The organism is Arthrobacter sp. 24S4-2 (assembly GCF_005280255.1).
GTDB lineage: Bacteria > Actinomycetota > Actinomycetes > Actinomycetales > Micrococcaceae > Arthrobacter.
This window is the reverse complement of record NZ_CP040018.1, coordinates 1,917,615-1,943,457: the sequence shown is the minus strand read 5'-3', so window position 1 is coordinate 1,943,457 and position 25,843 is coordinate 1,917,615. Positions and strand designations below refer to the sequence as shown.

Sequence of the window (25,843 nt, the reverse complement as noted above, 5' to 3'; positions counted from 1 at the left end):
AACGCCAGACCAACAACAGTTTTAGCAGGGAGTTAGATCACAGTGACCTCAGACAACGCAGCCTTCGAAGGCACGTTCAAGGAGATGTTCCGCCGGCACGCGGCCGGCGTGGCAATTATCACTGTGAACTACAACGGCGTGCCTTTCGGATTTACCGCCACTTCCGTGGCGTCGCTGTCCGCGCAGCCGCCGCGCTTTACCTTCAACATGGCGCGCAGTTCCAGCTCGTGGCCGGCCATAGCCAACACTTCGCACATCGGCGTTCACATGCTCGGGCTCGATAACCAGGAACTCGCCGACCGGTTCGCGCGGACCAAGAACCGTTTCGAGGGCGACCACTGGGAACTCGGACCCCACGAGGTGCCAATCCTCAAGGATGTGGCCGGCTGGCTGATCGGCAAGATCCAGATGCGCCTCTCGTTCGAGAACAACGCCGTGGTAGTGGTGGAGGTGGTGGAAGGCCAGGTCGGCGAGGACGGCTCACCGCTGCTGTACCACTCAGGCTCCTACGGCCAGCCCGTCCCGCTCGACTACGAAATCTAGGCTCTCCCCAGGGCGGCGCCGAAGCCCCGCCCTGCGCCGGAGACCACTGCAGTGCCGGAGATCACTGCAGTGCCCGGGCCAGGGGCCATTAGCCGTCCAGGCAGGTTGGCCCGAGCAGCACCTTCAGGTCGCCGAAGAGTGACGGGCTCGGGTTGACCCTCAGGTGCACGGGCAGCCCCATGACCTCCACCCGGGTGTCGCCCTGCAGGTGCAGCCGGACCTCCGAATTGCCGCGGTGGGTGCGCAGCACGTCGCCGAGCTCGGTCACAACCGCCTCGGTGGCCTTGTGGGTCTGCATGGTGATGACCAGGGGCCCGTTCAGGCCCTCGCTGAGGTCCGGAACGGAGAGTTCCATGCAGTTCAGGGTGACGGCGCCGTCGTCGCGACGCTGCAGCCGCCCCTTGACCACCACGATCAGGTCCTCGGCCAGCACGGACGCGATGGGCCCGTAGACCTGGCCGAAGAACATGACCTCCATGGAACCGCCCAGGTCTTCGATCTCCGCACGGGCGTAGGCGTTGCCGCTGGCTTTCGCGATCCGCCGGCTCAGCGAGGTGATCATGCCCGCAATGGTGATGATGGCGCCGTCGTGCGGGCCGTCCTCCGCGATGATCGAGGTGATGGACTGGTCAGCATGCTGGCTCAGGAGCCCCTCAAGTCCCTGGAGCGGGTGGTCCGAGACGTAAAGGCCCAGCATGTCCCGTTCGAAGGAGAGCTTGTCCTTCTTCTCCCACTCTGGAAGGTCGGGGATCTCAATGCTCAGGGACGCCTCGGATTCGGCTTCGTCAAAACCGGCAAAGAGGTCGAACTGGCCGATCGCCTCGTTGCGCTTGAGCGTGATGACGGAGTCGATGGCCTCCTCATGGATCATGGCCAGGGCACGCCTGTGGTGGTTCAGGGAGTCGAACGCGCCCGCTTTGATCAGGGATTCAATCGTTCGCTTGTTGCAGACCACCGCGGGGACCTTCATGAGGTAGTCCTTGAAGGACGTGTAGGCGCCCTCCTTTTCGCGCGCGGCCACCATGGCTTCGACGGCGTTCACGCCGACGTTGCGGATGGCGCCCATACCGAAGCGGATGTCGTTGCCCACAGGGGTGAAGTTCAGGGCTGACTCATTGACGTCCGGCGGCAGCACCGTGATACCCATCCGCCGGCATTCGTTGAGGTAGATTGCCGACTTGTCCTTGTCGTCGCCGACGCTGGTCAGCAGGGCTGCCATGTACTCCGGTGCATAGTGCGCCTTGAGGTAAGCCGTCCAGTAGGAGATCACGCCGTAGGCGGCCGAGTGCGCCTTGTTGAACGCGTAGTCGGAGAACGGCAGCAGGATGTCCCAGAGCGTCTTGACCGCGGCCATGGAGTAGCCGTTGTCCTGCATGCCCTGGGAAAACCCGGCGAACTGCTTGTCCAGTTCCGATTTCTTCTTCTTGCCCATGGCCCGGCGCAGGATGTCGGCCTGGCCCAGAGTGTAGCCGGCGAGCTTCTGCGCCACGGCCATGACCTGCTCCTGGTACACGATCAGGCCGTACGTTCCGCCGAGGATTTCGGAGAGCGGTTCCTCAAGCTCCGGGTGGATCGGGATGACTTCCTGGATTTTGTTCTTGCGCAAGGCGTAGTCGGTGTGCGCGTTCGCGCCCATGGGGCCGGGCCGGTAGAGGGCCAGCACGGCGGAGATGTCTTCGAAGTTGTCAGGCTTCATGAGCTTGAGCAGCGACCGCATGGGGCCGCCGTCGAGCTGGAACACGCCCAGCGTGTCACCCCGGGCCAGCAGCTCGTAGGACGCCGTGTCATCCAGTTCAAGGGTTTCAAGGTCGAGGTCGATGCCGCGGTTCATCTTGATGTTTTCCAGGGCATCGGAAATGATCGTCAGGTTTCGCAGCCCGAGGAAGTCCATCTTGATCAGGCCGAGGCCTTCGGACGTCGGATAGTCGAACTGGGTGATGACCTGGCCGTCCTGGAAGCGGCGCATGACCGGAATCACGTCGATGATGGGGTCCGAGGACATGATGACGCCGGCGGCGTGCACGCCCCACTGCCGCTTCAGGCCCTCGATGCCCAGAGCGGTCTCGAAAACCTTGGCGGCTTCGGGGTCGGTGCTGATCAGTTGGCGGAAGTCACCGGCTTCGCTGTATCGCTTCGCGTCCTTGTTCTGAATGTCGGCCAGCGGAATGTCCTTGGCCATCACGGCAGGCGGCAGCGCCTTGGTCAGCTGCTCGCCCATGCTGAACGGGTAGCCCAGAACGCGCGAGGAGTCCTTGAGCGCCTGCTTGGTCTTGATGGTGCCGTAGGTGACGATCATCGCCACACGTTCGTCGCCGTACTTCCGCGTGACGTAGTCGATCACTTCGGAACGGCGCCGGTCATCGAAGTCGACGTCGAAGTCGGGCATGGAGACGCGGTCCGGGTTAAGGAAGCGCTCGAAGATCAGGCCGTGGTGGAGCGGATCAAGGTCGGTGATGCGCATGGCATACGCCACCATGGAGCCCGCACCCGAACCACGTCCGGGACCTACCCGGATGCCGTTGTTCTTGGCCCAGTTGATGAAGTCGGCCACCACCAGGAAGTAGCCGGGGAAGCCCATGGAGGTGATGACCTCCAGCTCATAGTCGGCCTGCTTGCGGACCTTGTCCGGGATGCCCTGGGGATAACGGTATTCGAGTCCCTTGTCGACTTCCTTGACCAGCCAGGACGTTTCGTCCTCACCCTCCGGGCAGGGGAACCGGGGCATGTAGTTGGCGCCGGTATTGAACGAGACTTCGCAGCGCTCGGCGATCAGCAGCGTGTTGTCGCACGCGTCGGGGTGGTCGCGGAACAATTCGCGCATTTCCTGCGGGGACTTCAGGTAGTAGCCGCTGCCAGAGAAGGCGAACCGCGAACCGCCGTTGTCGTAGGTGGGTTCCAGGAGGGTCGATCCGGACTGGATGGCCAGCAGTGCCTCGTGCGCCTTGGCGTCGTGTTCGTGCGTGTAGTGCAGGTCATTCGTGGCAACGAGCGGAAGGTTGAGCTCCTTGGCCAGGCGCAGCAGGTCGCCGGTGACACGACGCTCGATGTCGAGTCCGTGGTCCATGAGCTCGCAAAAGTAGTTCTCCGCGCCGAAGATGTCGCGGAACTCTGAGGCGGCCTCAAGCGCTTCGCGGTACTGGCCCAGCCGCAGCCGGGTCTGGACCTCACCGGACGGGCAGCCGGTGGTGGCGATGAGCCCTTCCGAGTAGGTGTTCAGCAGCTCACGGTCCAGCCGGGGCCATTTGCCGAAGACCGAGTCCAACGAGGCGATCGACGAGGCGCGGAACAGGTTCCGCATGCCCACGTTGTTGTAGCTGAGAAGCGTCATGTGGGTGTAGGAGCCACCGCCGGAGACGTCATCCTTGCGCTGGTTTTCCTCGCCCCAGCGGACCCGGCTCTTGTCCCCGCGGGCGGTCCCGGGGTCACATAGGCTTCGACACCGATGATGGGCCTGATGCCCTTGTCCGTGGCCCTCTTCCAGAAGTCGAAGGCGCCGAAGAGATAGCCGTGGTCAGTGGTGGCCAGGGCCGGCATGCCCAGACGCTCGGTTTCATCGAAGAGCTCTCCGAGCCGGGCGGCGCCGTCCAGCATCGAGTACTCGGTGTGGTTGTGGAGATGGACAAACGAGTCGTTGCTGGAAGTCACCGGACCATTCTAGTGCCGACCGGCGACAGTCTGGAGTCAGGCCTGCCCGGAGGCCAGTATTTCCAGTGCCTGTGCGAGATCCTGTGGGTAGTCGCTGGTGACGGTGACGCGCTCCCCCGTCCGTGGGTGGTCGAACCCGAGCTGCCGGGCGTGGAGCCACTGGCGGGTGAGGCCCAGCGTCGCGGCGAGGCGCGGATCCGCACCGTAGGTGAGGTCTCCGGCGCAGGGGTGGCGCAGGGCCGAAAAGTGGACGCGGATCTGGTGGGTCCGGCCGGTCTCCAGGTGCACTTCCACCAGCGATGCCTTGCCGAACGCCTCGAGGACCTCGTAGTGGGTCACGGAGTCGCGGCCGTCCTCGATGACGGCGAACCGCCAGTCATGGCCCGGATGGCGGCCGATCGGCGCATCGATGGTGCCCGCCAGGGGATCCGGCAGCCCCTGAACCACGGCGTGGTACACCTTGTCGACAGTCCGTTCCTTGAAGGCCCGTTTGAGGGCTGTGTAGGCCTCTTCCGATTTCGCCACCACCATGGCCCCGGAGGTACCCACGTCGAGTCGGTGCACGATGCCCGCCCGCTCAGGGGCTCCCGAGGTCGAAATCCGGTAGCCGAGGCCTGCCAGGCCGCCCACCACGGTGGGTCCCACCCAGCCCGGAGAGGGGTGCGCGGCCACACCCACTGGCTTGTCGATGACTACGAAGTCCTCGTCGTCCAGCAGTACCTTAAGGCCTTCCACAACTTCCTCCACGACTTCCAGGGCGTCCCGACGTTCGGGGACCACAACCTCCAGCACGACGCCGGAGACGAGCTTCAGCGACTTGCCCACGGCCTTGCCTCCCGAGCTGACATTGCCTTCGGCGATCAGCGTTGCCGCCTGCGACCGGGATATTCCCATTAGCCGGGCAAGCCCCGCATCCACGCGGGTGCCGGCGAGCTCCTCGGGAACGGTGAGTTTCTCAGGCACCGGATTCCTCCACGTGTTTCTGGATCCGTGAGCCATCCAGGGAGATGCCCCGGAGGGTGAGCAGGCAGATAATCACGACGGCGGACACAACGGCCGAATCGGCGATGTTGAAAATTGCGAAATTGGGCAGCTGGATGAAGTCCACCACATGGCCCATGGCAAATGACGGCTCGCGGAACAGCCGGTCCGTGAGGTTTCCCAGCGCCCCGCCGAGAAGCAGTCCCAGGGCAAGTGCCCACCACGCCGAACCGAGTTTGCGCAGCTGGAAGAGAATGGCGATTGAAACGACAGCCATGATGATGGTGAAGATCCACGTGACGTTTTCGCCGATGGAAAACGCCGCCCCAGAGTTGCGGATGTAATACCAGTGCAGCAGCGGCGGCAGCACCGGGATCCGTTCGCCCTCCACCATGGTGCTTGTGACCCACAGTTTGGTCAGCTGGTCGAAGATGTAGGCGAAAACAGCAAAGCCCGCGAAGAGCGAGAAAAGAACCACCTTCCGCGGCCGGGCCTGTGTCGGTGTTGGCTGCGCTGGGGCAGGTGCTGTTTCGTCAGTCATAAAGCTTTCATTCGGGAGCCGGCCCGGGGGCCGGACGGAGGTTGTTCGTAGCTGCCGTTGGTCGTGGCTGCAGCGCTTAATGGCAAAAGCCGGTGACCGAGGAGTCCTCAGCCACCGGCTTTCAGAATACTTGCTAAACGGCGGGGCTGCCGTCAGTAACCTCAGGAGCTGCCACGGAGCCGCGGGCATCCAGGTCGCGGAGCTGACCTTCGATGTAGGCCTTGAGGCGTGAACGGTAGTCACGCTCAAAGCCGCGAAGCTGCTCAACCTTGCGTTCCAGGACGGAGCGCTGCTGTTCAAGTGCGCCGAGGATCTTACGGGACTTCTCCTGCGCATCGTTGACCAGGCTGCTGGCTTCGATCTGCGCCTCGGCGATGATCTTGTCCTTCTGCTGCTGGCCGTCGGCAACGTGCTTGTCGTGCATCTGCTGCGCCATGGCGAGCAGGCCGGCAGCCGACTCGGCAGTCGGGTTGACCGCGGCAGCGGAGGCAGGGGCCGGAACAGCCGCAACGGCAGTAGCCGGTTCGGCGCTCTTCTTCTTCGCCTCAGCGGCCTTGGCCTCAGCCTCGGCCTTGGCGCGGGAATCGTCCTTCTCGGCCTTGACCGGCGCGGGGACCTTCTCCACTACCGGCGCCGCCGCTGCGGAGCTGGCAGGCGTACCTGAGCCGCTCTCGGCAAGCTTCTTGCGTAGCTCGTCGTTCTCCTGGTTCAGGCGGCGCAGTTCGACGACGATTTCGTCCAGGAAGTCGTCAACTTCGTCCTGGTCGTAGCCTTCGCGGAACTTGGTCGGCTGAAAGCGCTTGTTGACAACGTCTTCTGGCGTCAAAGCCATCTGGTCACCTCGTTGGTCTAGTTAGTCAGTAGGCCTTCCGGCCGTCAAAACTACGGTACCTAAATATGGTCTGGTTCCTCTAATTCAACACTGAGGTGTCAAACCGGAGTTTCTTCGCGATGCCGGGAGGCCGGTTTCCCGTCCTGTTACCGCACCGCAAGCTGTTACGAAAATTACGCGAAATTCCGGACGATTGCCATAGCCACGCTGATAGCGATGAAGAACAGCAAAAACCCCAGGTCCAGCGAAATCCCGCCAAGCCGCAGGGGCGGGATCAGCCGCCTGAGCACCTTCAGGGGCGGATCTGTGACGGAATAGACAGTGTGCGCCGCCACCAGGGCGGCTCCCCTAGGCCTCCACTCACGTGCAAACATCTGCACCCAATCGAAGACCAAACGGATGATCAATGCCACAAAAACGAATAATAAAGCGATATAGACAAGTCCGAAAACAATTCCCATGAGTTAACTCATATCTCCATGTTCATTCCGGATACCGCAGTGTCCTGTCGACGTTCTTATCTATTTCAGCACAGATGCCAGACAGGTGTCCTGCCTGGCATCTGTGGTGAGGCCCGCGCTAGCTCTGGTTGAAGAAGCTGGCCTGGGTCTCGCTGGCCTTTTTGTCGTCACCGATGACCTCAACGTACGACGGCGAGAGCAGGAACACCTTGTTCGTGACGCGCTCGATGCTGCCGCGCAGCCCAAACACAAGTCCCGCCGAGAAGTCGACCAGGCGCTTGGCGTCGGCCTCCCCCATGTCGGTGACGTTCATGATGACGGGGATGCCGTCACGGAAGCTTTCGCCGATCAGCTTGGCGTCGTTGTAGGACCGCGGGTGGATCGTGGTGATCTGGCGGAGCCCGGTGGTCTCTTCGCGGCTCGAGGCCGCGCGCTTGATAGGTGTCACTGGTGCGCGATATTCCTCTTCGGCGGCGTGTGGAGATTCCCGGACGACCTCGCGGACGGGCGCCGGTGCCCGGCGTTCCTCGCGGTCATGCTCCATTGAATCGTCCTCGTCTTTGTGCGGAGTGTGGTGCTCAGACTCGTAGTGTTCATCGCCATCGGCGAGCCCAAGATAGATCATTGTCTTGCGCAGAGCGCCGGCCATGGTCGACTCCTAATCGTGTCCGTAAGCGGGCCGCTGAGTTGACTTGACAGCATTGGAATCCCCGCCATTCTCTTCCAATGCTTTGACGCTACCGCAACGCAGGACGCGAACCCAGAATATCCGAGCCAATTCGCAGGTGTGTCGCACCGGCCCTGACGGCCGCTTCGAGGTCCTGGCTCATTCCGGCGGAAATCGCCGACGCGGACGGATGATCCTGGCGCAACTGCACCGAAATATCAGCCAATCTTTCGAACGATGCAACCGGATCAGCGCCGAGCGGCGCAACAGCCATCAGGCCGGCAAGGACGAGGCCGGGTGATCCGGCCAGCTGCTCCGCCAGTGCCGGGACATCCAGCCGGCTTGCACCGCCCCGATGACTGCCGGCGTCGTCGTCCAGACTCACTTGGATGAAGCATTCCAGCGGGCTCCGGCCGGTCCTTTCCTGTTCCGCGGCCACAGCCCGGGCAAGGGCTGATGCCAGCTGGGGCCGGTCCACAGAATGGATGGCGTGGGCGTAGCGCACGACGGATTTTGCCTTGTTGCTCTGCAGCTGGCCGACAAAGTGCCAGCGGAGCCCCAGCGCGCCCAGCTTGGCAGCTTTTTCCGACGCTTCCTGGTCCCTGTTCTCCCCCACGTCCGTGACGCCAAGGGCAGCCAGCCTCCGCACGTCATCTGCCGGGTGGAACTTGGAGACCACGATCAGCTGCGGAGGGTTGTTTTGCCGGCCCGCCGCCTCGCAGGCATCAGCGATCCGACGCCGGACCACGGCAAGGCGATCCCGGATTTCGAGGAAGCGCGGGTCTTCCGCGGCGTGCGGTCCAGGGCTCTCACTCATCGGTCCACACCAGCCCCGCAAACCGGCCGGTGCTGGTGTTGCGGCGGTAGGAGAACAGAGGTTCGTTTTCGAGGGTGCACCCGCCCGAGTATTCCACGGCGGCACCCCCGGCCTCCAGTTGGCTTCTTGCCCCGGCCGGAAGGTCAAGGCCCGGAGTGCCCCACGATGTTGTTGACCACGTGACCGGCACAGCTTGGGCAACCTGGGTCCGCATTGCCTCCGGAACCTCATAGCAGGAGCCGCAGATCGACGGCCCGATCCACGCCCGGATGTCCACTGCGCCCTCCGAACGCATCCGCGCCAGCGCTGCGGGGATGACGCCGGCGGCAATGCCGGGCCGCCCCGCATGAGCCACACCCAGCACCGGCCGGCCGGCTGCTGTCTCACCGGCCAGGACAACGGGGACGCAGTCGGCGACCATAACGGCCAGCGGACGCCCGGCGGACACCATGGCGTCTGCCGTCGGCCCGGCGGCCGGGTCTCCAGCCGCGGCACCGACAAGGGCTACGGCATTACCGTGTACCTGGTTCATGTACTGGAAGCTGCCTGCTGCCAGGCCAACTTCCGCTTCGAGCACTTCCCGCCGGCGAAGCACTGCAACCGGATCGTCGCCCACATGGAGGGCGAGGTTTCCGGCTCCGGCGTCGGTGAATGCCACCCAGACGCCGGGCCGGACTTCGTTTCGCCACCAAAACAATCAAAACACCGCTAACTGACCTGCGGACAACCTGTCCAGCCGATCCTTACTTCAGGAAGTCGGGAACGTCCAGGTCGTCCGAGCGGGAGCCGGACAGGTCCGGCTCCACAACGGACGGAAGGTCGACGTCGAAGCCGGAGTCCGCCGGGACGGCAGAGGGACGCTGCTGGCCCCAGTTGCTCAGGCCCGACGCCCCGATGCCGGCGTGCACGGGCTGGACGTGCTGCGCCGGCGCCTGCGCGGGGCAGGAGCCGAGACGGGTGCGGCCGGACGCTGGGGGGCGGCCTGCGGCTGCGACTGGTCCATGGACGGCGACGTCGCCTTGACGTCATCGAAACCGGCGGCGATCACGGTGACGCGGGCCTCGTCGCCGAGGGCGTCGTCGATTACGGCGCCGAAGATGATGTTGGCTTCCGGGTGGGCAACTTCCTGGACAAGGCGGGCGGCCTCGTTGATCTCGAAGAGGCCGAGGTCCGAGCCGCCCTGGATGGACAGCAGGACGCCGTGGGCGCCGTCGATCGAAGCCTCCAGCAGCGGCGAGGCAATGGCGAGTTCCGCGGCCTTGACGGCCCGGTCCTCTCCACGTGCCGAGCCGATGCCCATCAGCGCCGAACCGGCACCCTGCATCACGGACTTGACGTCGGCGAAGTCAAGGTTGATCAGGCCCGGGGTGGTGATCAGGTCAGTGATGCCCTGGACACCGGACAGCAGGACCTGGTCGGCGGAGCGGAAGGCGTCCAGGACCGAGACGTTGCGGTCGCTGATGGACAGCAGTCGGTCATTGGGGATCACGATCAGGGTGTCGACTTCGTCGCGGAGGGCGTCGATGCCCGCCTCGGCGGATCCGGCACGACGGCGGCCCTCGAAGGTGAACGGGCGGGTGACGACACCGATGGTCAGGGCGCCGAGGGAGCGTGCAATGCGGGCCACGACAGGCGCACCGCCGGTGCCGGTGCCGCCGCCTTCTCCGGCGGTGACGAAGACCATGTCAGCGCCGCGAATGACCTCTTCGATCTCGTCGGCGTGGTCCTCGGCCGCCTGCTTGCCAACCTCGGGGTTCGCGCCTGCACCAAGACCCCGGGTCAGCTCGCGTCCGACGTCAAGTTTGACGTCCGCGTCACTCATCAGAAGGGCCTGGGCATCGGTGTTGATTGCGATGAATTCGACGCCGCGAAGACCGACCTCGATCATGCGGTTGACTGCGTTCACGCCGCCGCCGCCGATGCCGACGACCTTGATGACGGCCAAGTAATTCTGCGGAGCTGCCACGTTACGTGTCCCTTGTTCGTGTCCTATTGCGAAAACTGATGGAGTCGTGCTTGAAACTTCTAACCTTAACCTTCGACTTGAGGGTTATAGTTATGTCAAGTAACTCATGCCTGTGACGCTATTTCCTATGCCTGAGACATTCAATGACCGGCTCCGCGTGTCGTAGGAATACCCGCTAAATAGACCCGATATTGCCTTGGAATGCGTCCGCCGGCCTGCGGTTGCGACGGCCTGCCGGAATGTCTGCCCGGTGCTGGTCCCAGGACTTCGTCCCCTATCGTGTCACGGGATGCCGCGGCACGCTGACATCGTAGATCTGCACGGGGTTTTTGGGGTTCGCAGGCGCCTTCAGCAGGGCGGAGAGCACCTTCGCTTTCAGCTCCTTCTCCCCTGCGTTTCCCCAGACAATCGTCTGTCCGTCCACGAGCTTCAGTTCGACGGCGTCAACGGACTTTGCAGATGCATCGGACAGCTTGGCGAGGACATCCGCAGGCAGCGCTGCGAGCACAGCGGTGATGGCCTTGAAGAGGTCCTTACCGATCACCCCGGCCCCGCCGTCGATCACCGGCAGTTGGACGCTGGCCGGATCCTGGGTGGTGCCCAGCTGAACGCCGTCGACGTCCACCAGCTGGAACACTTCGCCCTGCTTCACGAGGGCCACCGGTGTACGTTCCTGCACGTGGACCACCAGGACTGACGGCGGCCGCGCCTCCGAGGTCACCGCCTTGACCTGGACAAGCGGCTCCAGGAGCTTCCTGACGTCGTCGTCGCTCACCTGGGGCAGGGGTTTCCCGTGGAGTGGTTCGAGCGCAACCTGGACCTGCACGGGCGTCAGCATCCTGGTGCCGTCCACAGCCACAGTCCGGACGGCAAATAGGGGCGAGTACACGGCTGCGACCAGCAGGCCGGCAACGATGGCCGCGACGATGCTCGCAGCGACGATAATGTTGCGCCTGATCCGTTTCCCTTTGGGCTCCGGAAAGGACAGCACATTGTCGGGGGTGCCGGGGGCAGCAGCGGAGCCACCCTCAGCGGAAGGTGCGGCCTTGGATGCCGAAATCACGTCGTGGCGCCCCGCGCCTGCCTCGGTCTTCGCCTTTGCCGAAGGGCCGCTGCCCCCGGTCTTGTACGTAGGGCGCCGGGTGCTAGCCACCGGGCGCCCCAGCCGCCAGGGCCTCGACAATCAGGGGACCGTAGGCAGTGACGTCGCCTGCGCCGGCGGTGAGCACGATGTCCCCCGGCGCAGCTTCGGCCACGATGGCGCGGACTGCGTCGGCGGCGGACACAAGCCGTCCGCCGGAGGACAGGTGGTCCCCAATGAGTTTGCTGCTCACCCCGGGGATAGGATCTTCGCGCGCCGGATAGATGTCCAGGACCAGGGCGGTGTCCGCGGTGTTGAGTGCTTCGGCAAATTCGCCGGCAAACTCACGGGTGCGGGAGAACAGGTGCGGCTGGAAGAGCACGTGCACCTTCTGATTGCCTGCCACGGACCGGGCTGCGGCCAGGGCCGCCCGGACTTCCGTGGGGTGGTGGGCATAGTCGTCGTACACCCGGACGCCGCGTCCCTCGCCCTTGAACTCGAACCGCCGTGACGCTCCGGAGAAATGGGAAAGGGCACCGGACGCGGCTTCGGGGGCGACGCCCAGTTCCAGCGCCACAGCGAATGCCGCGGCCGCGTTGAGGGCATTGTGGCGGCCGGGAACCTGGAGCTGCAGCGCGTATCGTCCCGCGGGGGTGTCCACCCAGACGTCACCGGGTCCGCCGTCGTGCAGCCGAAGCTGCGCGTCACCGGCGGTGCCGTAGAGGACCACCCTGGTGTTGCCGCGGGCGGCGGTGCGCCCGGCCAGCGCAAGGGCACCGGCGTCGTCCGCGCAGGCTACCAGGACGCCGTCGGCCGGAAGGAGCTCCGTGAACCGGTCGAACGATGCGTACACGGCGTCGGCAGTGCCGTAGTAGTCAAGATGGTCGGGTTCAACGTTCGTCACCACGGCAATATGCGGGCGGTAGTTGAGGAACGATCCGTCCGATTCGTCAGCCTCTGCTACGAAGACCTTGGAGGTTCCGCTGGCTGCATTGACACCGAGGGCGGGGACATTCGCGCCGATGGCGAAGGAAGGGTCCAGGCCGGCGCCCCGCAGGAGCACCGCGATCATGGAGGTGGTGGTGGATTTCCCGTGCGTACCGGCGACGGTGACCACCCGGTCCTGCGCCATTGTGGCGGCAAGCGCTTCCGAGCGGTGGAGGATGGGGAGCCCGGCCGCGCGGGCGGCCGCCAGCTCAGGATTGTCCGCCCGGATGGCAGAACCGGCCACCACCGTCTGGGCGGTTCCGAGGTTACCGGCCGAATAGCCCACGGAAATACCGGCTCCGGCGGCAGCCAGGTCAGCCATGACAGGCAGGTCCTTGGCGTCGGAGCCTGTCACCGGGACACCCCTGGCCACCATGATCCGGGCGACGGCTGACATGCCGACACCGCCAATGCCGATGAAGTGGACACGGCCCAGGGATTCCAGGCTCCGGGTCCCGGGGCCCGCTGTGGTTGTGGTCATTGGCCTACCGCTTCCAGGACAAGATCAGCCATTCGGCGATCGGCGTTTCGGATACCAAGGGCTTCGGAACTCGCTGCCATCTTCGCCAGCCGGGCCGGATCGGACAGCAACGGGATGATCTCCCGGCTGACCCATTCGGGGGTGAACGAACTGTCCTCCACGATCAGGGCGCCTCCCACCGCCACCGGGCCGGCGGCGTTCAGTGCCTGTTCGCCGTTGCCGATGGGGAGCGGAACGAATACCGCCGGGACGCCGACGGCGGCGGTTTCACAGACGGTGGCGGCCCCGGCACGGCCCAGGAGCAGGTCGGCGGCGGCATAGATGTTTTCCATAGCGTCGACGTATTCCACCTGGCGGTAGCCGTCCGCGGCCAGGGGCTTGCCGTCGACGTCCAGGACAGTCTTTCCCCGTCCGGTGATGTGCAGCGTCTGGATGCCCGCCTGCGACAAGGCATCGAGGGATTCAGCGATGGTCCGGTTGATGCTCTGCGCACCGGACGAGCCGCCGGTGACGATCAGCGCCGGCCTGTCCTGGTCCAGCCCGAGAAGCTCCCGTGCGGCATACCGGGCTGATTTCCTGTCGAGCCCGGAAATTTCCTTGCGCATAGGCATTCCGACGTGCCGGGCGCCGCGCAGCTTGGTGCCTGCGAATGCCACCGCAACGTGTCGGCTGAACCGGGCACCCACTTTGTTGGCCAGGCCGGCACGTGTGTTGGCCTCGTGGATGACGATGGGGATCTTCCGGCGCCGGGCGGCGAGGTACAGCGGCGTGCAGACGTACCCGCCGACTCCCACCAGGACGTCCGCCTTGGCGTCGTCCAGGATCTTTCCGGCCTGCCTCACAGCGGCGGCAAGGCGGCCGGGGAGCCGCACCAGGTCCAGGGACGGCTTGCGCGGAAACGGCACACGGCTGATGGTGGCAAGCTCAAGGCCTGCCGCCGGGACAAGCCTGGTCTCCATTCCGTTCGGCGTGCCCACGGCCAGGAGGCGCACGTCCGGACGCACTTCCCGGACGGCGTCGGCTATGGCCAGGAGGGGGCTGATATGCCCCGCTGTTCCGCCGCCGGCAAGGACTACTGACAAAGACTCGGCATTCATTAAGTGCTATTTACGCTTTCGTGTGGGGTGGGGGCGTCCGCCTTTGGTGCGGAACTTGAGCAGCCGTTTTGGCTGGACGCTCGGCGCCATCTGTGCCCGCGCCAACGACAACACTACGCCGATGGCACACAACGACATGAGCAGTGCCGAGCCGCCATAGGAGATGAAAGGCAGTGGCACGCCAATGACGGGCACGAGTCCCGTGACCACTGACATGTTGACGGTGGCCTGGCCCAGCAGCCACACCATGATGGTGCCGGCCAGGACCCGGTGGAACATGTCCTCCTGGGCGACGACAACCCGGTAGATTGCGGCGCCGAGGATGGCGAAAAGAATGAGGACGACGACGGTGCCCACCAGGCCGAGCTCCTCGCCGATGATCGCGAAGATGAAGTCGTTGTGCGCTTCGGGGATCCAGCTGTATTTTTGCCGGCTTTGGCCCAACCCCACGCCAAGCCAGCCGCCCGAGGCCAGCCCGTAGAGGCCGTTGGTTGACTGGTAGTTGGCGTCGATTCCCTCGCCGCACGAATTGCCGGTCCACCAGGACGTGATCCGGCACATGCGGTTGGAGCTGGTGACGGCCATCAAGCCTGCCCCGCCCAGCGCAGCAAGGGCCGCGATGCCGAACATGTATAGCGGGACGCCGGCAAAAAAAAGCGCTGCCGCCATGATCATCATGATGATCATGCCTGTGCCGAGGTCGTTGCCGGCCAGGACCAGGCCGATGATGCCGCCGGCGATGGGAAGGACCGGCACCACAACGTGTTGCCAGCGGTGAAGCAGTTTTGCCTTCACGGCAAGGACCGTGGCCATCCAGAGCGCGAGGGCCAGCTTCGCCGCTTCCGAGGGCTGGAAGGTGATGCCGCCGATGTCAATCCAGTTCCTGTTGCCGTTGGTGCTCGTACCGATCAGGAGCACCAGCACGAGGAGAACATACGCCCCCGCGATTCCGGGCCAGGCCAGGCGCTTGAGCCAGACTACATTGACCCGGGAGAGCACGAACATCAGGAAGACACCGATGGCGGCGAACATGCCCTGCTTGAGTGCGGCTGTGTAGGGCGACTCGCCTGCGGCAATCGCCTCGACGCTGGACGCCGAAAGGACCATCATGATGCCGATCGCCGTGAGCGCCAGCGTGGAACCGAGAATGAGGTAGTAGGTGGAACCGTTGCGGGAAGTCCCTGTCCCCTCCAGCTTTGACCAAAACGTCCGGTACGAGGCACGCAGCCTGGCGGCGGGCGGTACCCGTCCTGCCTGGCCCGCTGCCGGGGCCTTGGACGTTTGTCCCCTGGACGCCTGTGGCCGGGACGTTTGCCCCTTGGGTGTCTGTCTGTTGGGCCGGGCCGTTTTTCCCGCCTGCGGGGGCGTCGGGCCTGGCTGCCTGGCAGCCGGGGCACGTGTGGGCGTGCTGACCATTGTTACTCCTCGCCGGTCTGAGCCTGCCCTTCCACGAGCCCGCGGACAGCTTCGATGAAGGCGTCGCCACGGTGAGCGTAGGAAGAGAACTGATCCATGGAAGCAGCCGCCGGGGCCATCAGCACAGTGTCCCCCGGGGAGGCCAGCTGCGCCGCCGAGGCAACGGCCTGGGCCATCACAGTTTCCCCGTAAATCGGTGAGGGCACTGCGCCGGCATCACCCGTTTCGGCAGACTGCACGTTTTCAGTGTGGCTCTTCGAACGCCCGATCACGGGGACATCCGGTGCGTGTCGCTTGAGGGCGTCGGACAACGCAGTTGTGTCAGCACCGATCAGGACGACGGCCTTGAGCCGGGGTGCCTGTTCCTGGACGAGCTGGTCGTAGCTGACGCCCTTGGAGAGGCCGCCGGCGATCCAGATGACGTTGGTGAAGGCCGCCAGCGACGCCGCTGCGGCGTGCGGGTTGGTCGCCTTGGAGTCGTTGATCCAGAGCACATCATTGTGGCGGGCCACGAGCTGGATGCGGTGCTCCCCCGGAATGTAGTTCTTCAGTCCCTGGCGCACCGCCTGCGGCTCCACGCCGTAGGCCCGGACCAGCGCTGCCGCCGCGAGGGCGTTCGCCACCATGTGGCGCGGTGCCACCGGTCCAAGGTCCGGGATCGCCGCCAGCTCGGCCGCGCTGTCCTTGCGTTCGGCGATGAAGGCGCGGTCCACCAGGAGCCCTTCGACCACACCGACCATGCTGATCGCCGGAGTAAGCGTGGTGAACCCGACGGCGCGGCACCCTTCCACGACGTCTGCGTCCTCCACCATGCGTTCAGTTTCGATCTGCTCGGCGTTGTAGATGCACGCCGTCCGGGTGTTTCCGTAGACCTTGGCCTTGTCGGCCAGGTAGGAGGCGTAGGAGCCGTGCCAGTCCACGTGGTCTTCGGCAACATTGAGGCATACGCTGGCGACCGGCGAAATGGAGTGGCTCCAGTGCAGCTGGAAGCTGGACAGCTCCACCGCGAGTACGTCGTACTCCACCGGATCCCGGAGGGCATCGAGGATGGGTGTTCCCACGTTCCCGACGGCGATCGCCTTGAGCCCGGCGGCCTGCAGCATGGATTCGGCCAGGCCCACGGTTGTGGTCTTCCCGTTTGTTCCGGTGATGGTCAGCCAGTCGGCGGTTTTCCGGCCCTCCCGTTCGCGCACGCGCCAGGCGAGCTCCACATCGCCCCAGACGGGGATGTGGGCCCTGGCAGCCGCGGCCAGCAGGGCCTGGTCCGGGCGCCAGCCCGGGGAGGTGACGATGAGTTCCGGTTTCTGGCCGTCGATCTTGGGTATCGCGTGCACGGCGTCCTCGCCCAGGAGGACGTCCACGGCACCGACAATCTTCAGCGTGTCAGCCTGCGCCTTCGCCTTCGTACTGGTGGCGGCGTCCACCACTACAACCCGGGCCCCAAGTTCGATCAGGGTGTCTGCCGCGGCGAAACCGGACACACCGATGCCGGTGACGACCACCCGCAGCCCGCTCCAGTCGGAGTCCCAGCTGACGAGGTTCTCGAGCCGCGGGGACGTTGCCAGCGGCGTAGGAATAGGGCTACTCACAGCAGGACCACCCATTCAGCGTAGAAGATGCCAAGACCTGCGGCGACGAAGAGGCCACCGAGGATCCAGAACCGGACCACCACGGTGACTTCCGCCCAGCCCTTGAGTTCGAAGTGGTGCTGGAGCGGGGCCATCTTGAAGAACCGCTTGCCCTTGGTGATCTTGAAGTAGCCCACCTGGATAATCACCGAGAGGGTGATGAGGACGAAGAGGCCGCCAATGAAGGCGAGCAGCAGCTCGGTGCGGGAAAGGATCGCAAAACCGGCGACGGCGCCGCCGATGGCCAGCGACCCGGTGTCGCCCATAAAGATCTTCGCCGGTGACGTGTTCCACCAGAGGAAGCCCACCAGCGCTGCACTCAGGATCGCGGCAAGGAGGGCAAGGTCCAGGGGATCCCGGACTGAGTAGCAGCCGCCGCCCGCCTGCCGCGGGGAACCGCAGGCCTGGTTGCTCTGCCAGATCCCCATCAGCGTATACGCGCCGAACACCATGACCGAGGCTCCGGCAGCAAGGCCGTCCAGGCCGTCCGTCAGGTTCACTCCATTTGTGGCCGCGGTGACAATCAGGTTGGACCAGAGCACGAAGAGAATGGCACCCAGGACGGTTCCGCCGAAGGCAAGGTTCAGCCACGGGATGTCCCGGACCAGGGAGATCTGCGTGGACGCCGGCGTGACACCGTCGGCGTTGGGAAAGTTCAGTGCCAGGACAGCGAAGATAATGCCCACCGCGGCCTGGAGGATCAACTTGGCCTTGGCGTCCAGGCCGAGGCTTCGCTGTTTGGAGATCTTGATGAAGTCGTCCAGGAATCCCACGAGTCCCATGCCCACCATCAGGAACAGCAGCAGGAGGGCAGAGGCGGACGGCCCGGGCGACCGTGGATTCATCATCCACATGATGAGGTGGGTGAGCGCATAGCTCAGCAACACCGCAAATACCACGACAGTGCCACCCATGGTCGGTGTGCCGCGCTTGGTGTGGTGGGACGTCGGGCCGTCGTCCCGGATGAATTGGCCGTAGCTTTTCCGGACCAGCAGGCGGATAAACAACGGGGTTCCCACCAATGCAAACAGCAGGGCCAGTCCAGCGCCGATCAGCAGTGCGATCACAGCGTCTCGCTCCCTTCATTGGCGGTTGCTCGGGCATTGGCGGTTGCTCGGGTTTGTGGAGGTAATGCTATCCGATCCCCTAAATGCCTCAGCCCGACGCTGTTGGAGGACTTGAAGAGGACCAGGTCGCCGGGTTCCAGCTCTTTTTGGAGGAGTTCGAACGCCTCCTCGGCGGACTCCGTGAAGACGCATTCGTCCCCCAGGAGCCTTCGTTGACGGCGGAGACGTAGAGCGAGCGGGCTTCGCGGCCGACGACCACCAGCCGTGAGATGTTGAGCCTGACCACCTGGGTGCCCACGGCGGTGTGCTCCCGGATGGACTCGGGCCCCAGTTCCAGCATGGCCCCAAGGACTGCCCACGTCCGGCGGCCTTGGCCGAGGTCGGCAAGGGTCCGCAGGGCGGCCCGCATCGATTCCGGGTTGGCGTTGTAGGCATCGTTGATGATGGTGACGCCGTCCGGCCGTTCCGTGCGTTCCATCCGCCAGCGGCTTGCGGCGGACTGTGCGCTGAGCGACGCCGCGATCCGCTCGCCGGGGACGCCGGCGGCGAACGCCGCACCGGCCGCGGCCAACAGGTTGGTCACATGGTGGCCACCGATGAGGCGGCTGCGCACGTGGTGGCTGCCGGCCTCGCCGGGAAGGACAAGTTCGAACTCCGGGTTTCCGCCCGGGTTCGTTTCCACGTTGACGGCGCGAACCTCTGCGGCGGAACCGTGGCTCCCCTCCAGGGCGGAGAATCCAAGGACCTTGGCAGTTGTCCGGCTTCGCATGGCGGCCACGCGGCCGTCATCGAGGTTGAGCACTGCGGTGCCGCTCCCGGGGAGGGCCTCGATCAGCTCGCCCTTGGCGACGGCGATGTTGTCCACGCCGCCGAATTCACCGGCATGCGCAGTTCCGACGCCCAGGACAACCCCGATCCGGGGCTGGACCATGTCTGCAAGGTAGCGGATATGCCCGACGCCGGTGGCGCCCATCTCGATCACCAGGTACCTGGTATCGAATCCGGCCTTGAAGACGGTCAGCGGAACTCCCACCTCACCGTTGTAGGAACCCTGCGGCGAGACGGTGTTGCCCTCGGCGGACAGGATCCCGGCAAGCAGGTCCTTGGTGGTGGTCTTTCCGGCTGACCCGGTGATGCCGATGACGGTAAACGCGGACCCCTCGGCCTCACGGCGGGCACGGATCCGGCGGACGGATTCGGCTGCCAGCGCCCCCATGGCAAGGACGGCGTCCGTCACCACTATGGCCGGGTAGTGCTGCCCGGAGTCATCCGCTACTTCACGTTCCACGAGGGCAAGAACTGCGCCGCGGTCAAAGGCTGCCTGAAGGAAGTCGTGGCCGTCAGCCGACTCGCCCGGCTTGGCCACGTAGAGGGAACCCTCAGTGGCTTCCCTTGAGTCGGTGACCACGGAAAGTGGTGTGATGGTCGGATCGGCCACAAGGCGGCCGTCTGTAAGTTCGGCAATTTCCGCCGCAGTAAATGCAATCATCTCGGTCTAGGACTCTATCCGCTCGTCTTGCAGAACGGTGAATCCGCGGGCTGTCAAGGCCTCTCGGAGCTCCACCCGGTCATCCAACGCCAGGTTGACGCCGTTGACCTCCTGCCAGACTTCGTGGCCCCGCCCTGCCACTAGGATCGTGTCCTGCGGGCCGGCCATGTCCACGGCCTGCCGGATGGCGGCATCGCGGGGGTACGACTCGAGGATCGTGCAGCCGAGGCCAGCCGATTCCTTCGCTTCGATGGCACCGGCCAGCACGTCGGCGCGGATGGCCGAGGCGTCCTCGTCGTGGGGGTCGTCGTCACTGACGATGACCACGTCCGCCAGCCGTGCCGCGATAGCCCCCATCGCGGGGCGCTTGCCCTGGTCGCGCTGTCCGGTGGCGCCGAAGACCACGATCACCCTGGAACCCGGCTGCGGTGAGCGCACGGCTTCCAGCGCACGCTGGAGGGCATCCGGGTTGTGGGCAAAGTCGACGACGGCGGCGGGGGCCGTGGACACCAGCTGCATGCGTCCCGGCACCGCAACGGTGAACGGATCGGCCGCGTCCAAGGCCGCCTGCAAGGCTGCAGGGTCCACTCCGCTGGCCAGCACCATGACGGTTGCCAGGGCCGCATTGGAGACGTTGAAGCTGCCGGGCAGGCCCGTGTGCACACGCAGCTCAGTGCCGTCGCGGTGCCGGAGCATGAACTCGGTACCGAGCCCCCGCGGTGCCGTGGCAGCCACTGTCCAGTCAGCAGCGGACCCTGCCGGGTCGTTTGGTTCGGCCGTGGCCAGGGTGGTGACCGGGATGACTGCGGCCGCGGCCAGGCGGCGGCCCCATTCATCGTCCACGGTGATCACGGCGGACTTGGCGCGGTGGGGCGTGAAAAGCTCCGCTTTGGTCTGGAAATACTCGTCCATGGTGCCGTGCAGGTCCAGGTGGTCCTGGGTCAGGTTGGTAAAACCGGCGACGTCGAACTGAACGCCATCCACCCGGTGGAAGGACACCGCGTGCGAGGAAACTTCCATCGACGCCGCGTCCAGGCCACGTTCGCGCATAAGGGCCAGCAAGGCGTGAATGTCCGTCGACTCGGGCGTCGTCAGCAGGCTGGGGATCGGCTCGCCGCCGGCCAGGATCTCGATGGTGCCGATCAGCCCTGTCCTGCGGCCCAGCGCCTGCAGCAGCGCGTTGATGAAGTAGGTGGTGGTGGTCTTGCCGTTCGTGCCGGTGACGCCGAACAGGGCAGGCGTGGAGCTGCCTTCGGGACGGCTCCGGTATATCAGCGCTGCGAGGCCGCCTACTGCGGCCCGGGGTTCGTCAAGCACCAGTACCGGCACCGAAGTGTCTGCTGACAGCGCAAGCAGGCGCGCGCCGTCGTCGTCCGTCGCCACTGCTACCGCACCGGCCGTGATGGCCTGGGACACAAAGTCAGCCCCGTGCCTGGTGGCGCCGGGCAGCGCCACGTACAGGTCGCCGGGCTGCACCGTCCGCGAATTCAGGGAGATGCCGGTGACCGAAATGGCGGCCGATGCCCCGGGAACAACGACGCCGGCAAAGTCGCCGATGGTGCCGAGGGGCACTGCGGCGACGGCTGTCGGCCGGAACCCGGAACCGGGATTATCGCCGCTCGTTGTGTCGGTACTGCTTGGGGCATGGTGCTCTGACAAGTGGATCTCCGTTGGTGCTAGTGGATCACACCGGGCGTAGGGGAAGATCCCCTGATGCGTGCGATGTTGTGGACGTGCTACTTGACGTACTGGGGCAGCCTTGCCGGCTCGCCCGTTGATGGCGGAACGTTGTAAGTCCGCAGAACCTGGCTCATCACCGAGCGGAACACCGGACCGTTGGTAATTCCGTAAATGCTGCCCTTGGGGCGCTGCAGGACCACCTCAACAATAAACCGCGGATCGTCCATCGGCGCCATTCCCACCATCGACGCCGTGTACCCGCAGTATCCGGACTTGCCGTCGTCGCACGGGGATTCGGATGTTCCGGTCTTGGCGCCCACCCGGTAGCCGTCAATGGCTGCGTCCTTGATCTGGCCTTCGGTCACGGCGCTCTCAAGAATGTCCCGCACCTGCTTCGCTGTCTCCTTGGAAACGACTTGCCGGCTGTCCTTGGCGGGAACCTTCTCCTCGGTTCCGTCCGGGTTGATGTAGCTGTCAATCAGGCGGGGCTGGAGCATCACGCCGTCGTTGGCAATCGACTGGTAGGCACGGACTGTCTGCAGGGTGGACTGCGACACGCCCTGTCCGAAGAGGACTGTGTACTCCTGGCGACCGTCCCATTGGTCAGCCGGAGTGAGGATGCCGCTGGTCTCGGCGGGCAGCCCGATGTCAGGTGCTTCGCCAATGCCAAACCTCTGCAGCCAGTCATGGCGCTGTTCCTTGGTAAGGCGCGAACCCGCCATGACCGTTCCGGTGTTCATGGACCAGCCAAGGATTCCCGCGAGTGTCCGCTCCTCTGTGCCGTGGTCGAACGAGTCCGTGAACACCTGGCCGTCCACCACAAGGGATGGCGGGATAGTGAAATGGTCCAGCGGGCTGGACTTGCCCTCTTGGATGACTGAAGCGGCCGTGATCATCTTCTCCACCGAGCCCGGTTCGTACGCGGCGGTCACCGAACGAACGCCACGGTCCTTGGCTGCGACCTTGCCGGGGTCGTTGGGGTCCGGGGCGTTGGTGTCCGCCATGGCGACAATATTGCCGGTCTTGATGTCCTGGACAATGATGACGCCCCACTCGGCACTCAGCTTGTCCGTCTGGCTCTGGATGGCCTGCTGGGCAAAATACTGGAGATCCGAGTTGAGCGTGAGCCGGATGTCCTTGCCGTTGACTGCGGGCGTCAGCTCATCCACGCCCACGGGGATGCGCAGGCCGTCGGCACCTATCTCGAAAACCCGTTTGCCGGGCGTTCCTTTGAGGACTTCATCCTGCGTCTGCTCCAAACCGGCCTGGCCGCTTGTCCCGTCCTGCAGGAAGCCAACGATTCCACCGGCCACGGAGCCGTTCGGGTAGACGCGCTTGCTGGTGCCCACCGTAACGATGCCCGGGATCTGCAGCTTGGAGATCCGGTCCTCCATGTCAGGCTTGAGGTCCTTTGCCACGATGTAGTACGGCTTCTCGCCGGTCAGGGCTTCCTTGACATCCTGGGAGTCCTGGCCGAGGAGTGCGGCAAGTTGCTGGATTCCCTCGTCCCGCGAAACCGTGACCAGTTGTTCCTTGTCACCGGTGGTTTCCAGCCGTTTGAATGACTCGGTCTTGGTGTTGACGCGCTGGTCCACCACGACGTTGTAGCGGATGACGCTGTTGGCAAGCACGGTTCCGTTGGCATCCAGGATGCTTCCGCGTTCTGCGGGCAGTTCAATGGGAGTCAGCCGGTTGTTCAGGGCGGCCTCAGCCATGCCCCCCATGTCCAGGCCCTGGACCATAAACAGCTTGCCGCCGACCACAAGGAGCAATGCAAGCATCATGCCCAGGCCGAGGCGGAGCCTCCTGGTGGCGTTTGGCACTTTTGCTTTTGTCTTCTTGCCCGTGCTCTGCGCCACGATGATTCCTTGCTGCTTGCGATCTGGTGGTCAGTCCTGTCTGTTACTGCCCCGGCGTCTTCTGCCGCGGAGCCGGTACGGATCCGCCGTGCAGGTCCGCCGCCCGTGCCGGGGCTGCGGCGGCCGGTGCCGCCGGAGCCGCCGGAGCGGGGGTTTCAGCCGGCTTGCGGACCGCCAGCGGCTCCTTGGTGGTGGCCGGCGGAACCACGGCAAGCTGTCCGGCGACAGCCGGGGCTGCGATGACCGCGCCGGGTTTGTCACCCTTGACCGCAGGCTTGGGGTTTCCGCTGACAGTCAACGTGGACAGATCGATCTGGCCCTTCCCGGTGGAAGCTACCATTCCCAATTCTGTGGCCTTGGCTGCCAGGTTCTGGGGAGCATCGAAGTTCTGAACCTGCTGTGTCAGATCCTGGTTCTGCTTGGTGAGCGTTGACTGGTCACTCCGCAGCTGCACCAGCTGGTACTGGGCCGTGGAAACGGAGATGTTCAGGACCAGGACCGCCATCAGTGCCACAGCCAGGAGGCCAAAGCACAGCACCACGAACGGCGCGCGGCGCTTGCGGGGGGCCGAGCGGACCACCGACAACGGCGTGCGGAGCTTCCGTTCTGATCCGCCGGACGGTTTGAGCCCCGTGAGGGCACGGGCCGCCGTGCCGGACACGACTGGGAAGTTCTTGGCAGCGGCGGTGCTCATGCGGCCCTCCTGGCTCTGATTCGTTCAACTGCGCGCAACCTGGCGGACGCTGCACGTGGGTTCTCGGCGATTTCGTCGGCGGTGGGCACCTCGGTGCCCTTCGTCAGGGTTTTCAGCTCCGGCTTGTGCTCTTCGAGTTCCACCGGGAAGCCCAAGGGTGCGGACGACTTCGAGCCGGCCTGGAACACCTTCTTGACGATCTTGTCCTCCAGCGAGTGGTAGGACATGACCACAACACGGCCTCCCATGGCAACGGCGCTGACGGCCGCGGGGACCGCGCGCTCCAGCACATCAAGTTCCTCGTTGACTTCGATCCGCAGCGCCTGGAAGGTCCGCTTCGCCGGGTGGCCGCCGGTTTTTGCCGCCCCGGCCGGGACGACGGCGCGGATGGTGTCCACCAGCTCGCCGGTGGTGGTGAAGGGCTTGGCCGCGCGGGCGGCAACGATCCGGTTGGCTATCCGGCCGGCGAACTTCTCTTCCCCCCACTTGCGGATAATCCGCACGAGGTCTTCTTCGCTGTAGTTGTTGACGACGTCCGCGGCAGTCTGCCCGCGGCTGGTGTCCATCCGCATGTCCAGGGGTGCATCGAAGGAATAGGCAAAGCCGCGTTCACGCTCGTCGAGCTGAAGGGAGGATACGCCCAGGTCCATCAGGACTCCGTGGACTTCCGTGACGCCAACGCTACGGAGCACGTCGGCGATTTCGTCGTAGACCGCGTGGACCAGGTCAGTGCGGTCCTCGAAGGGCTTCAGTCGCTCACCGGCAAGGGCCAGGGCTTCTTCGTCACGGTCGATGCCGATCAGGTGAAGGTCCGGGAAGCGCTGGAGAAGGGCTTCGGAGTGTCCGCCCATTCCCAGCGTGGCGTCGATGACCACCGGACGGTCACCGCGCTGCCGGGCAGCCTCGATTCCAGGAGCCAACAAATTGATGCACCGGTCTTTGAGGACCGGTACATGGCGTTCGGACGTGGGTTTTGGCTGGTTGGGATCGCTCATACCTTCGTCCTTTCGTGCCGTTTGTACTGTTTTGTACCGGGGGGCCTCGGTGCGTTTCTTGAGCCAGATCCCCATCCGCGCCTATCCCAGCGTCCGCCTGGCTCCGGGGAAGTGAGCCAGGACAACGTTCGGATGGGCGGCTGGAGATCTCGTTCAAGAAACGTCTTCCGCCGTCGCCTGCGGGATTCAGAGAATTCCCGGGATGGCGTCGTCGGTTTCGGAGAAGGAAGTTTCCTTCTCCGCCAGGTACTCGTTCCAGGCCTGGGCATCCCAGATCTCCGCCCGGGAGCCTGCGCCAATCACGGCGAGCTCCCTGCCGAGACCTGCGTATGCCCGGAGTGCGGGAGGAATAGTCACGCGCCCCTGCTTGTCAGGTACCTCGTCCGAGGCTCCAGAGAGGAAAACCCGGATGTAGTCACGAGTCTGCTTGGAGGATATTGGCGCCTCCCGCATTTGCTCGTGAATCCGTTCGAATTCCCGCTCACTGAAGACGTAGATGCAGCGTTCCTGGCCCCTTGTGAGTACCAGTCCGCTGGCAAGTTCCTCGCGGAACTTCGCTGGGAGGATGATCCGCCCCTTTTCGTCCAGCCGCGGCGAGTGTGTGCCAAGAAACATGGCCACCCGCCCGTCTGTCGTCAGGAGCTGCACGTCCCCTGTGCTGCCACTACCCTCTTACCTGCTCCACTTTACTCCACATCGCACCACAGTCAACGCGACACGGTAATTTCATCCCGGGACTGGATGAATAATCCCGCGTAAATCAAGGGATACGGCGCGTGGTGGAAAGTGGAGGGGTTTTGGCGGCGAGTGGCGCACCCGGGCTTCCATGGAAAGCACGACGGCGGGAGGCCAGGACCAGCCCGGCGTCCGGGGCCCGGATTTCCGGCATTAAATGCAAAAGACCCGCCGGAGCGGG

Annotated in this window: 19 protein-coding genes and 3 pseudogenes; 1 reads left to right on the top strand and 21 read right to left on the bottom strand. The window is 64.8% G+C overall.

Annotated features, from left to right (window positions below; all coding sequences use genetic code 11):
- The first annotated feature begins 42 nt into the window (after positions 1–42).
- A complete protein-coding gene (locus FCN77_RS08890; protein WP_137321981.1) occupies positions 43–543 on the top strand; it encodes a flavin reductase family protein in 501 nt (166 codons plus the stop codon).
- Between the two features lie 88 nt (positions 544–631).
- Here FCN77_RS08890 and dnaE read toward each other — a convergent pair.
- From dnaE to mraZ, 21 genes and pseudogenes are all read right to left on the bottom strand, one after another.
- Positions 632–4,188 (bottom strand): annotated as a pseudogene (gene dnaE, locus FCN77_RS08885) (DNA polymerase III subunit alpha).
- Positions 4,189–4,224: 36 nt separating this feature from the next.
- Positions 4,225–5,151 (bottom strand): RluA family pseudouridine synthase, encoded by a 927-nt coding sequence (locus tag FCN77_RS08880; RefSeq protein ID WP_137321980.1) that lies wholly within the window; start codon positions 5,149–5,151, stop codon positions 4,225–4,227.
- Positions 5,144–5,710 carry a signal peptidase II gene (lspA, locus tag FCN77_RS08875; protein ID WP_137321979.1) on the bottom strand — a complete coding sequence of 189 codons (567 nt, stop codon included), beginning with the start codon at positions 5,708–5,710 and terminating at the stop codon, positions 5,144–5,146. The genes FCN77_RS08880 and lspA overlap by 8 nt, the downstream gene beginning before the upstream one ends.
- Positions 5,711–5,843: 133 nt before the next feature.
- Positions 5,844–6,542, bottom strand: a complete 699-nt coding sequence (locus FCN77_RS08870; protein ID WP_137321978.1) for a DivIVA domain-containing protein — start codon at positions 6,540–6,542, stop codon at positions 5,844–5,846.
- A gap of 173 nt (positions 6,543–6,715) precedes the next feature.
- Positions 6,716–7,003, bottom strand: coding sequence for a YggT family protein (locus tag FCN77_RS08865; RefSeq protein ID WP_137321977.1), 288 nt, complete (start codon positions 7,001–7,003; stop codon positions 6,716–6,718).
- Between the two features lie 118 nt (positions 7,004–7,121).
- A complete protein-coding gene (locus FCN77_RS08860) occupies positions 7,122–7,652 on the bottom strand; it encodes a cell division protein SepF (protein ID WP_137321976.1) in 531 nt (176 codons plus the stop codon).
- Positions 7,653–7,740: 88 nt separating this feature from the next.
- Positions 7,741–8,487 (bottom strand): YggS family pyridoxal phosphate-dependent enzyme, encoded by a 747-nt coding sequence (locus FCN77_RS08855; protein ID WP_137321975.1) that lies wholly within the window; start codon positions 8,485–8,487, stop codon positions 7,741–7,743.
- On the bottom strand, positions 8,480–9,184 hold the full coding sequence (locus FCN77_RS08850) for a polyphenol oxidase family protein (protein ID WP_137321974.1): 705 nt from the start codon (positions 9,182–9,184) through the stop codon (positions 8,480–8,482). Before FCN77_RS08850 ends, FCN77_RS08855 begins: the two co-directional genes overlap by 8 nt.
- A gap of 46 nt (positions 9,185–9,230) precedes the next feature.
- Positions 9,231–10,453 (bottom strand): annotated as a pseudogene (gene ftsZ / locus FCN77_RS08845) (cell division protein FtsZ).
- 274 nt (positions 10,454–10,727) lie between these two features.
- Positions 10,728–11,606, bottom strand: coding sequence for an FtsQ-type POTRA domain-containing protein (locus FCN77_RS08840; protein WP_137321973.1), 879 nt, complete (start codon positions 11,604–11,606; stop codon positions 10,728–10,730).
- Positions 11,599–13,002 carry a UDP-N-acetylmuramate--L-alanine ligase gene (gene murC / locus FCN77_RS08835; RefSeq protein WP_137321972.1) on the bottom strand — a complete coding sequence of 468 codons (1,404 nt, stop codon included), beginning with the start codon at positions 13,000–13,002 and terminating at the stop codon, positions 11,599–11,601. The genes FCN77_RS08840 and murC overlap by 8 nt, the downstream gene beginning before the upstream one ends.
- Positions 12,999–14,099, bottom strand: coding sequence for an undecaprenyldiphospho-muramoylpentapeptide beta-N-acetylglucosaminyltransferase (gene murG / locus FCN77_RS08830; RefSeq protein ID WP_137321971.1), 1,101 nt, complete (start codon positions 14,097–14,099; stop codon positions 12,999–13,001). The genes murC and murG overlap by 4 nt, the downstream gene beginning before the upstream one ends.
- A gap of 6 nt (positions 14,100–14,105) precedes the next feature.
- Positions 14,106–15,515, bottom strand: coding sequence for a putative lipid II flippase FtsW (gene ftsW, locus FCN77_RS08825; protein WP_137321970.1), 1,410 nt, complete (start codon positions 15,513–15,515; stop codon positions 14,106–14,108).
- Between the two features lie 2 nt (positions 15,516–15,517).
- A complete protein-coding gene (murD, locus tag FCN77_RS08820; protein ID WP_254678908.1) occupies positions 15,518–17,119 on the bottom strand; it encodes a UDP-N-acetylmuramoyl-L-alanine--D-glutamate ligase in 1,602 nt (533 codons plus the stop codon).
- A complete protein-coding gene (mraY, locus tag FCN77_RS08815; RefSeq protein WP_137321969.1) occupies positions 17,101–18,210 on the bottom strand; it encodes a phospho-N-acetylmuramoyl-pentapeptide-transferase in 1,110 nt (369 codons plus the stop codon). Before mraY ends, murD begins: the two co-directional genes overlap by 19 nt.
- Positions 18,207–19,699: pseudogene (gene murF / locus FCN77_RS08810) on the bottom strand (UDP-N-acetylmuramoyl-tripeptide--D-alanyl-D-alanine ligase). The gene mraY and the pseudogene murF overlap by 4 nt, the downstream one beginning before the upstream one ends.
- 6 nt (positions 19,700–19,705) lie before the next feature.
- Positions 19,706–21,358: a UDP-N-acetylmuramoyl-L-alanyl-D-glutamate--2,6-diaminopimelate ligase gene (locus tag FCN77_RS08805; protein WP_137321968.1), complete on the bottom strand. Its 1,653-nt coding sequence runs from the start codon at positions 21,356–21,358 to the stop codon at positions 19,706–19,708.
- Between the two features lie 77 nt (positions 21,359–21,435).
- Positions 21,436–23,238 (bottom strand): penicillin-binding protein 2, encoded by a 1,803-nt coding sequence (locus FCN77_RS08800; RefSeq protein ID WP_137321967.1) that lies wholly within the window; start codon positions 23,236–23,238, stop codon positions 21,436–21,438.
- Between the two features lie 43 nt (positions 23,239–23,281).
- Positions 23,282–23,932 (bottom strand): hypothetical protein, encoded by a 651-nt coding sequence (locus FCN77_RS08795; RefSeq protein WP_137321966.1) that lies wholly within the window; start codon positions 23,930–23,932, stop codon positions 23,282–23,284.
- Positions 23,929–24,927: a 16S rRNA (cytosine(1402)-N(4))-methyltransferase RsmH gene (gene rsmH, locus FCN77_RS08790; RefSeq protein ID WP_137321965.1), complete on the bottom strand. Its 999-nt coding sequence runs from the start codon at positions 24,925–24,927 to the stop codon at positions 23,929–23,931. Before rsmH ends, FCN77_RS08795 begins: the two co-directional genes overlap by 4 nt.
- A 186-nt stretch (positions 24,928–25,113) precedes the next feature.
- Positions 25,114–25,542: a division/cell wall cluster transcriptional repressor MraZ gene (gene mraZ, locus FCN77_RS08785; RefSeq protein WP_137321964.1), complete on the bottom strand. Its 429-nt coding sequence runs from the start codon at positions 25,540–25,542 to the stop codon at positions 25,114–25,116.
- Positions 25,543–25,843 lie beyond the last annotated feature (301 nt).

What these genes read in the sequence shown, in the direction of transcription:
- murG (WP_137321971.1), bottom strand. Translation starts at nt 14,099, where the DNA reads ATGAATGCCGAGTCTTTGTCAGTAGTCCTTGCCGGCGGCGGAACAGCG.
- FCN77_RS08795 (WP_137321966.1), bottom strand. Translation starts at nt 23,932, where the DNA reads ATGAGCACCGCCGCTGCCAAGAACTTCCCAGTCGTGTCCGGCACGGCG.
- ftsW (WP_137321970.1), bottom strand. Translation starts at nt 15,515, where the DNA reads ATGGTCAGCACGCCCACACGTGCCCCGGCTGCCAGGCAGCCAGGCCCG.
- murC (WP_137321972.1), bottom strand. Translation starts at nt 13,002, where the DNA reads ATGACCACAACCACAGCGGGCCCCGGGACCCGGAGCCTGGAATCCCTG.
- FCN77_RS08860 (WP_137321976.1), bottom strand. Translation starts at nt 7,652, where the DNA reads ATGGCCGGCGCTCTGCGCAAGACAATGATCTATCTTGGGCTCGCCGAT.
- mraZ (WP_137321964.1), bottom strand. Translation starts at nt 25,542, where the DNA reads ATGTTTCTTGGCACACACTCGCCGCGGCTGGACGAAAAGGGGCGGATC.
- FCN77_RS08870 (WP_137321978.1), bottom strand. Translation starts at nt 6,542, where the DNA reads ATGGCTTTGACGCCAGAAGACGTTGTCAACAAGCGCTTTCAGCCGACC.
- lspA (WP_137321979.1), bottom strand. Translation starts at nt 5,710, where the DNA reads ATGACTGACGAAACAGCACCTGCCCCAGCGCAGCCAACACCGACACAG.
- murD (WP_254678908.1), bottom strand. Translation starts at nt 17,119, where the DNA reads ATGGGTGGTCCTGCTGTGAGTAGCCCTATTCCTACGCCGCTGGCAACG.
- rsmH (WP_137321965.1), bottom strand. Translation starts at nt 24,927, where the DNA reads ATGAGCGATCCCAACCAGCCAAAACCCACGTCCGAACGCCATGTACCG.
- FCN77_RS08855 (WP_137321975.1), bottom strand. Translation starts at nt 8,487, where the DNA reads ATGAGTGAGAGCCCTGGACCGCACGCCGCGGAAGACCCGCGCTTCCTC.
- FCN77_RS08865 (WP_137321977.1), bottom strand. Translation starts at nt 7,003, where the DNA reads ATGGGAATTGTTTTCGGACTTGTCTATATCGCTTTATTATTCGTTTTT.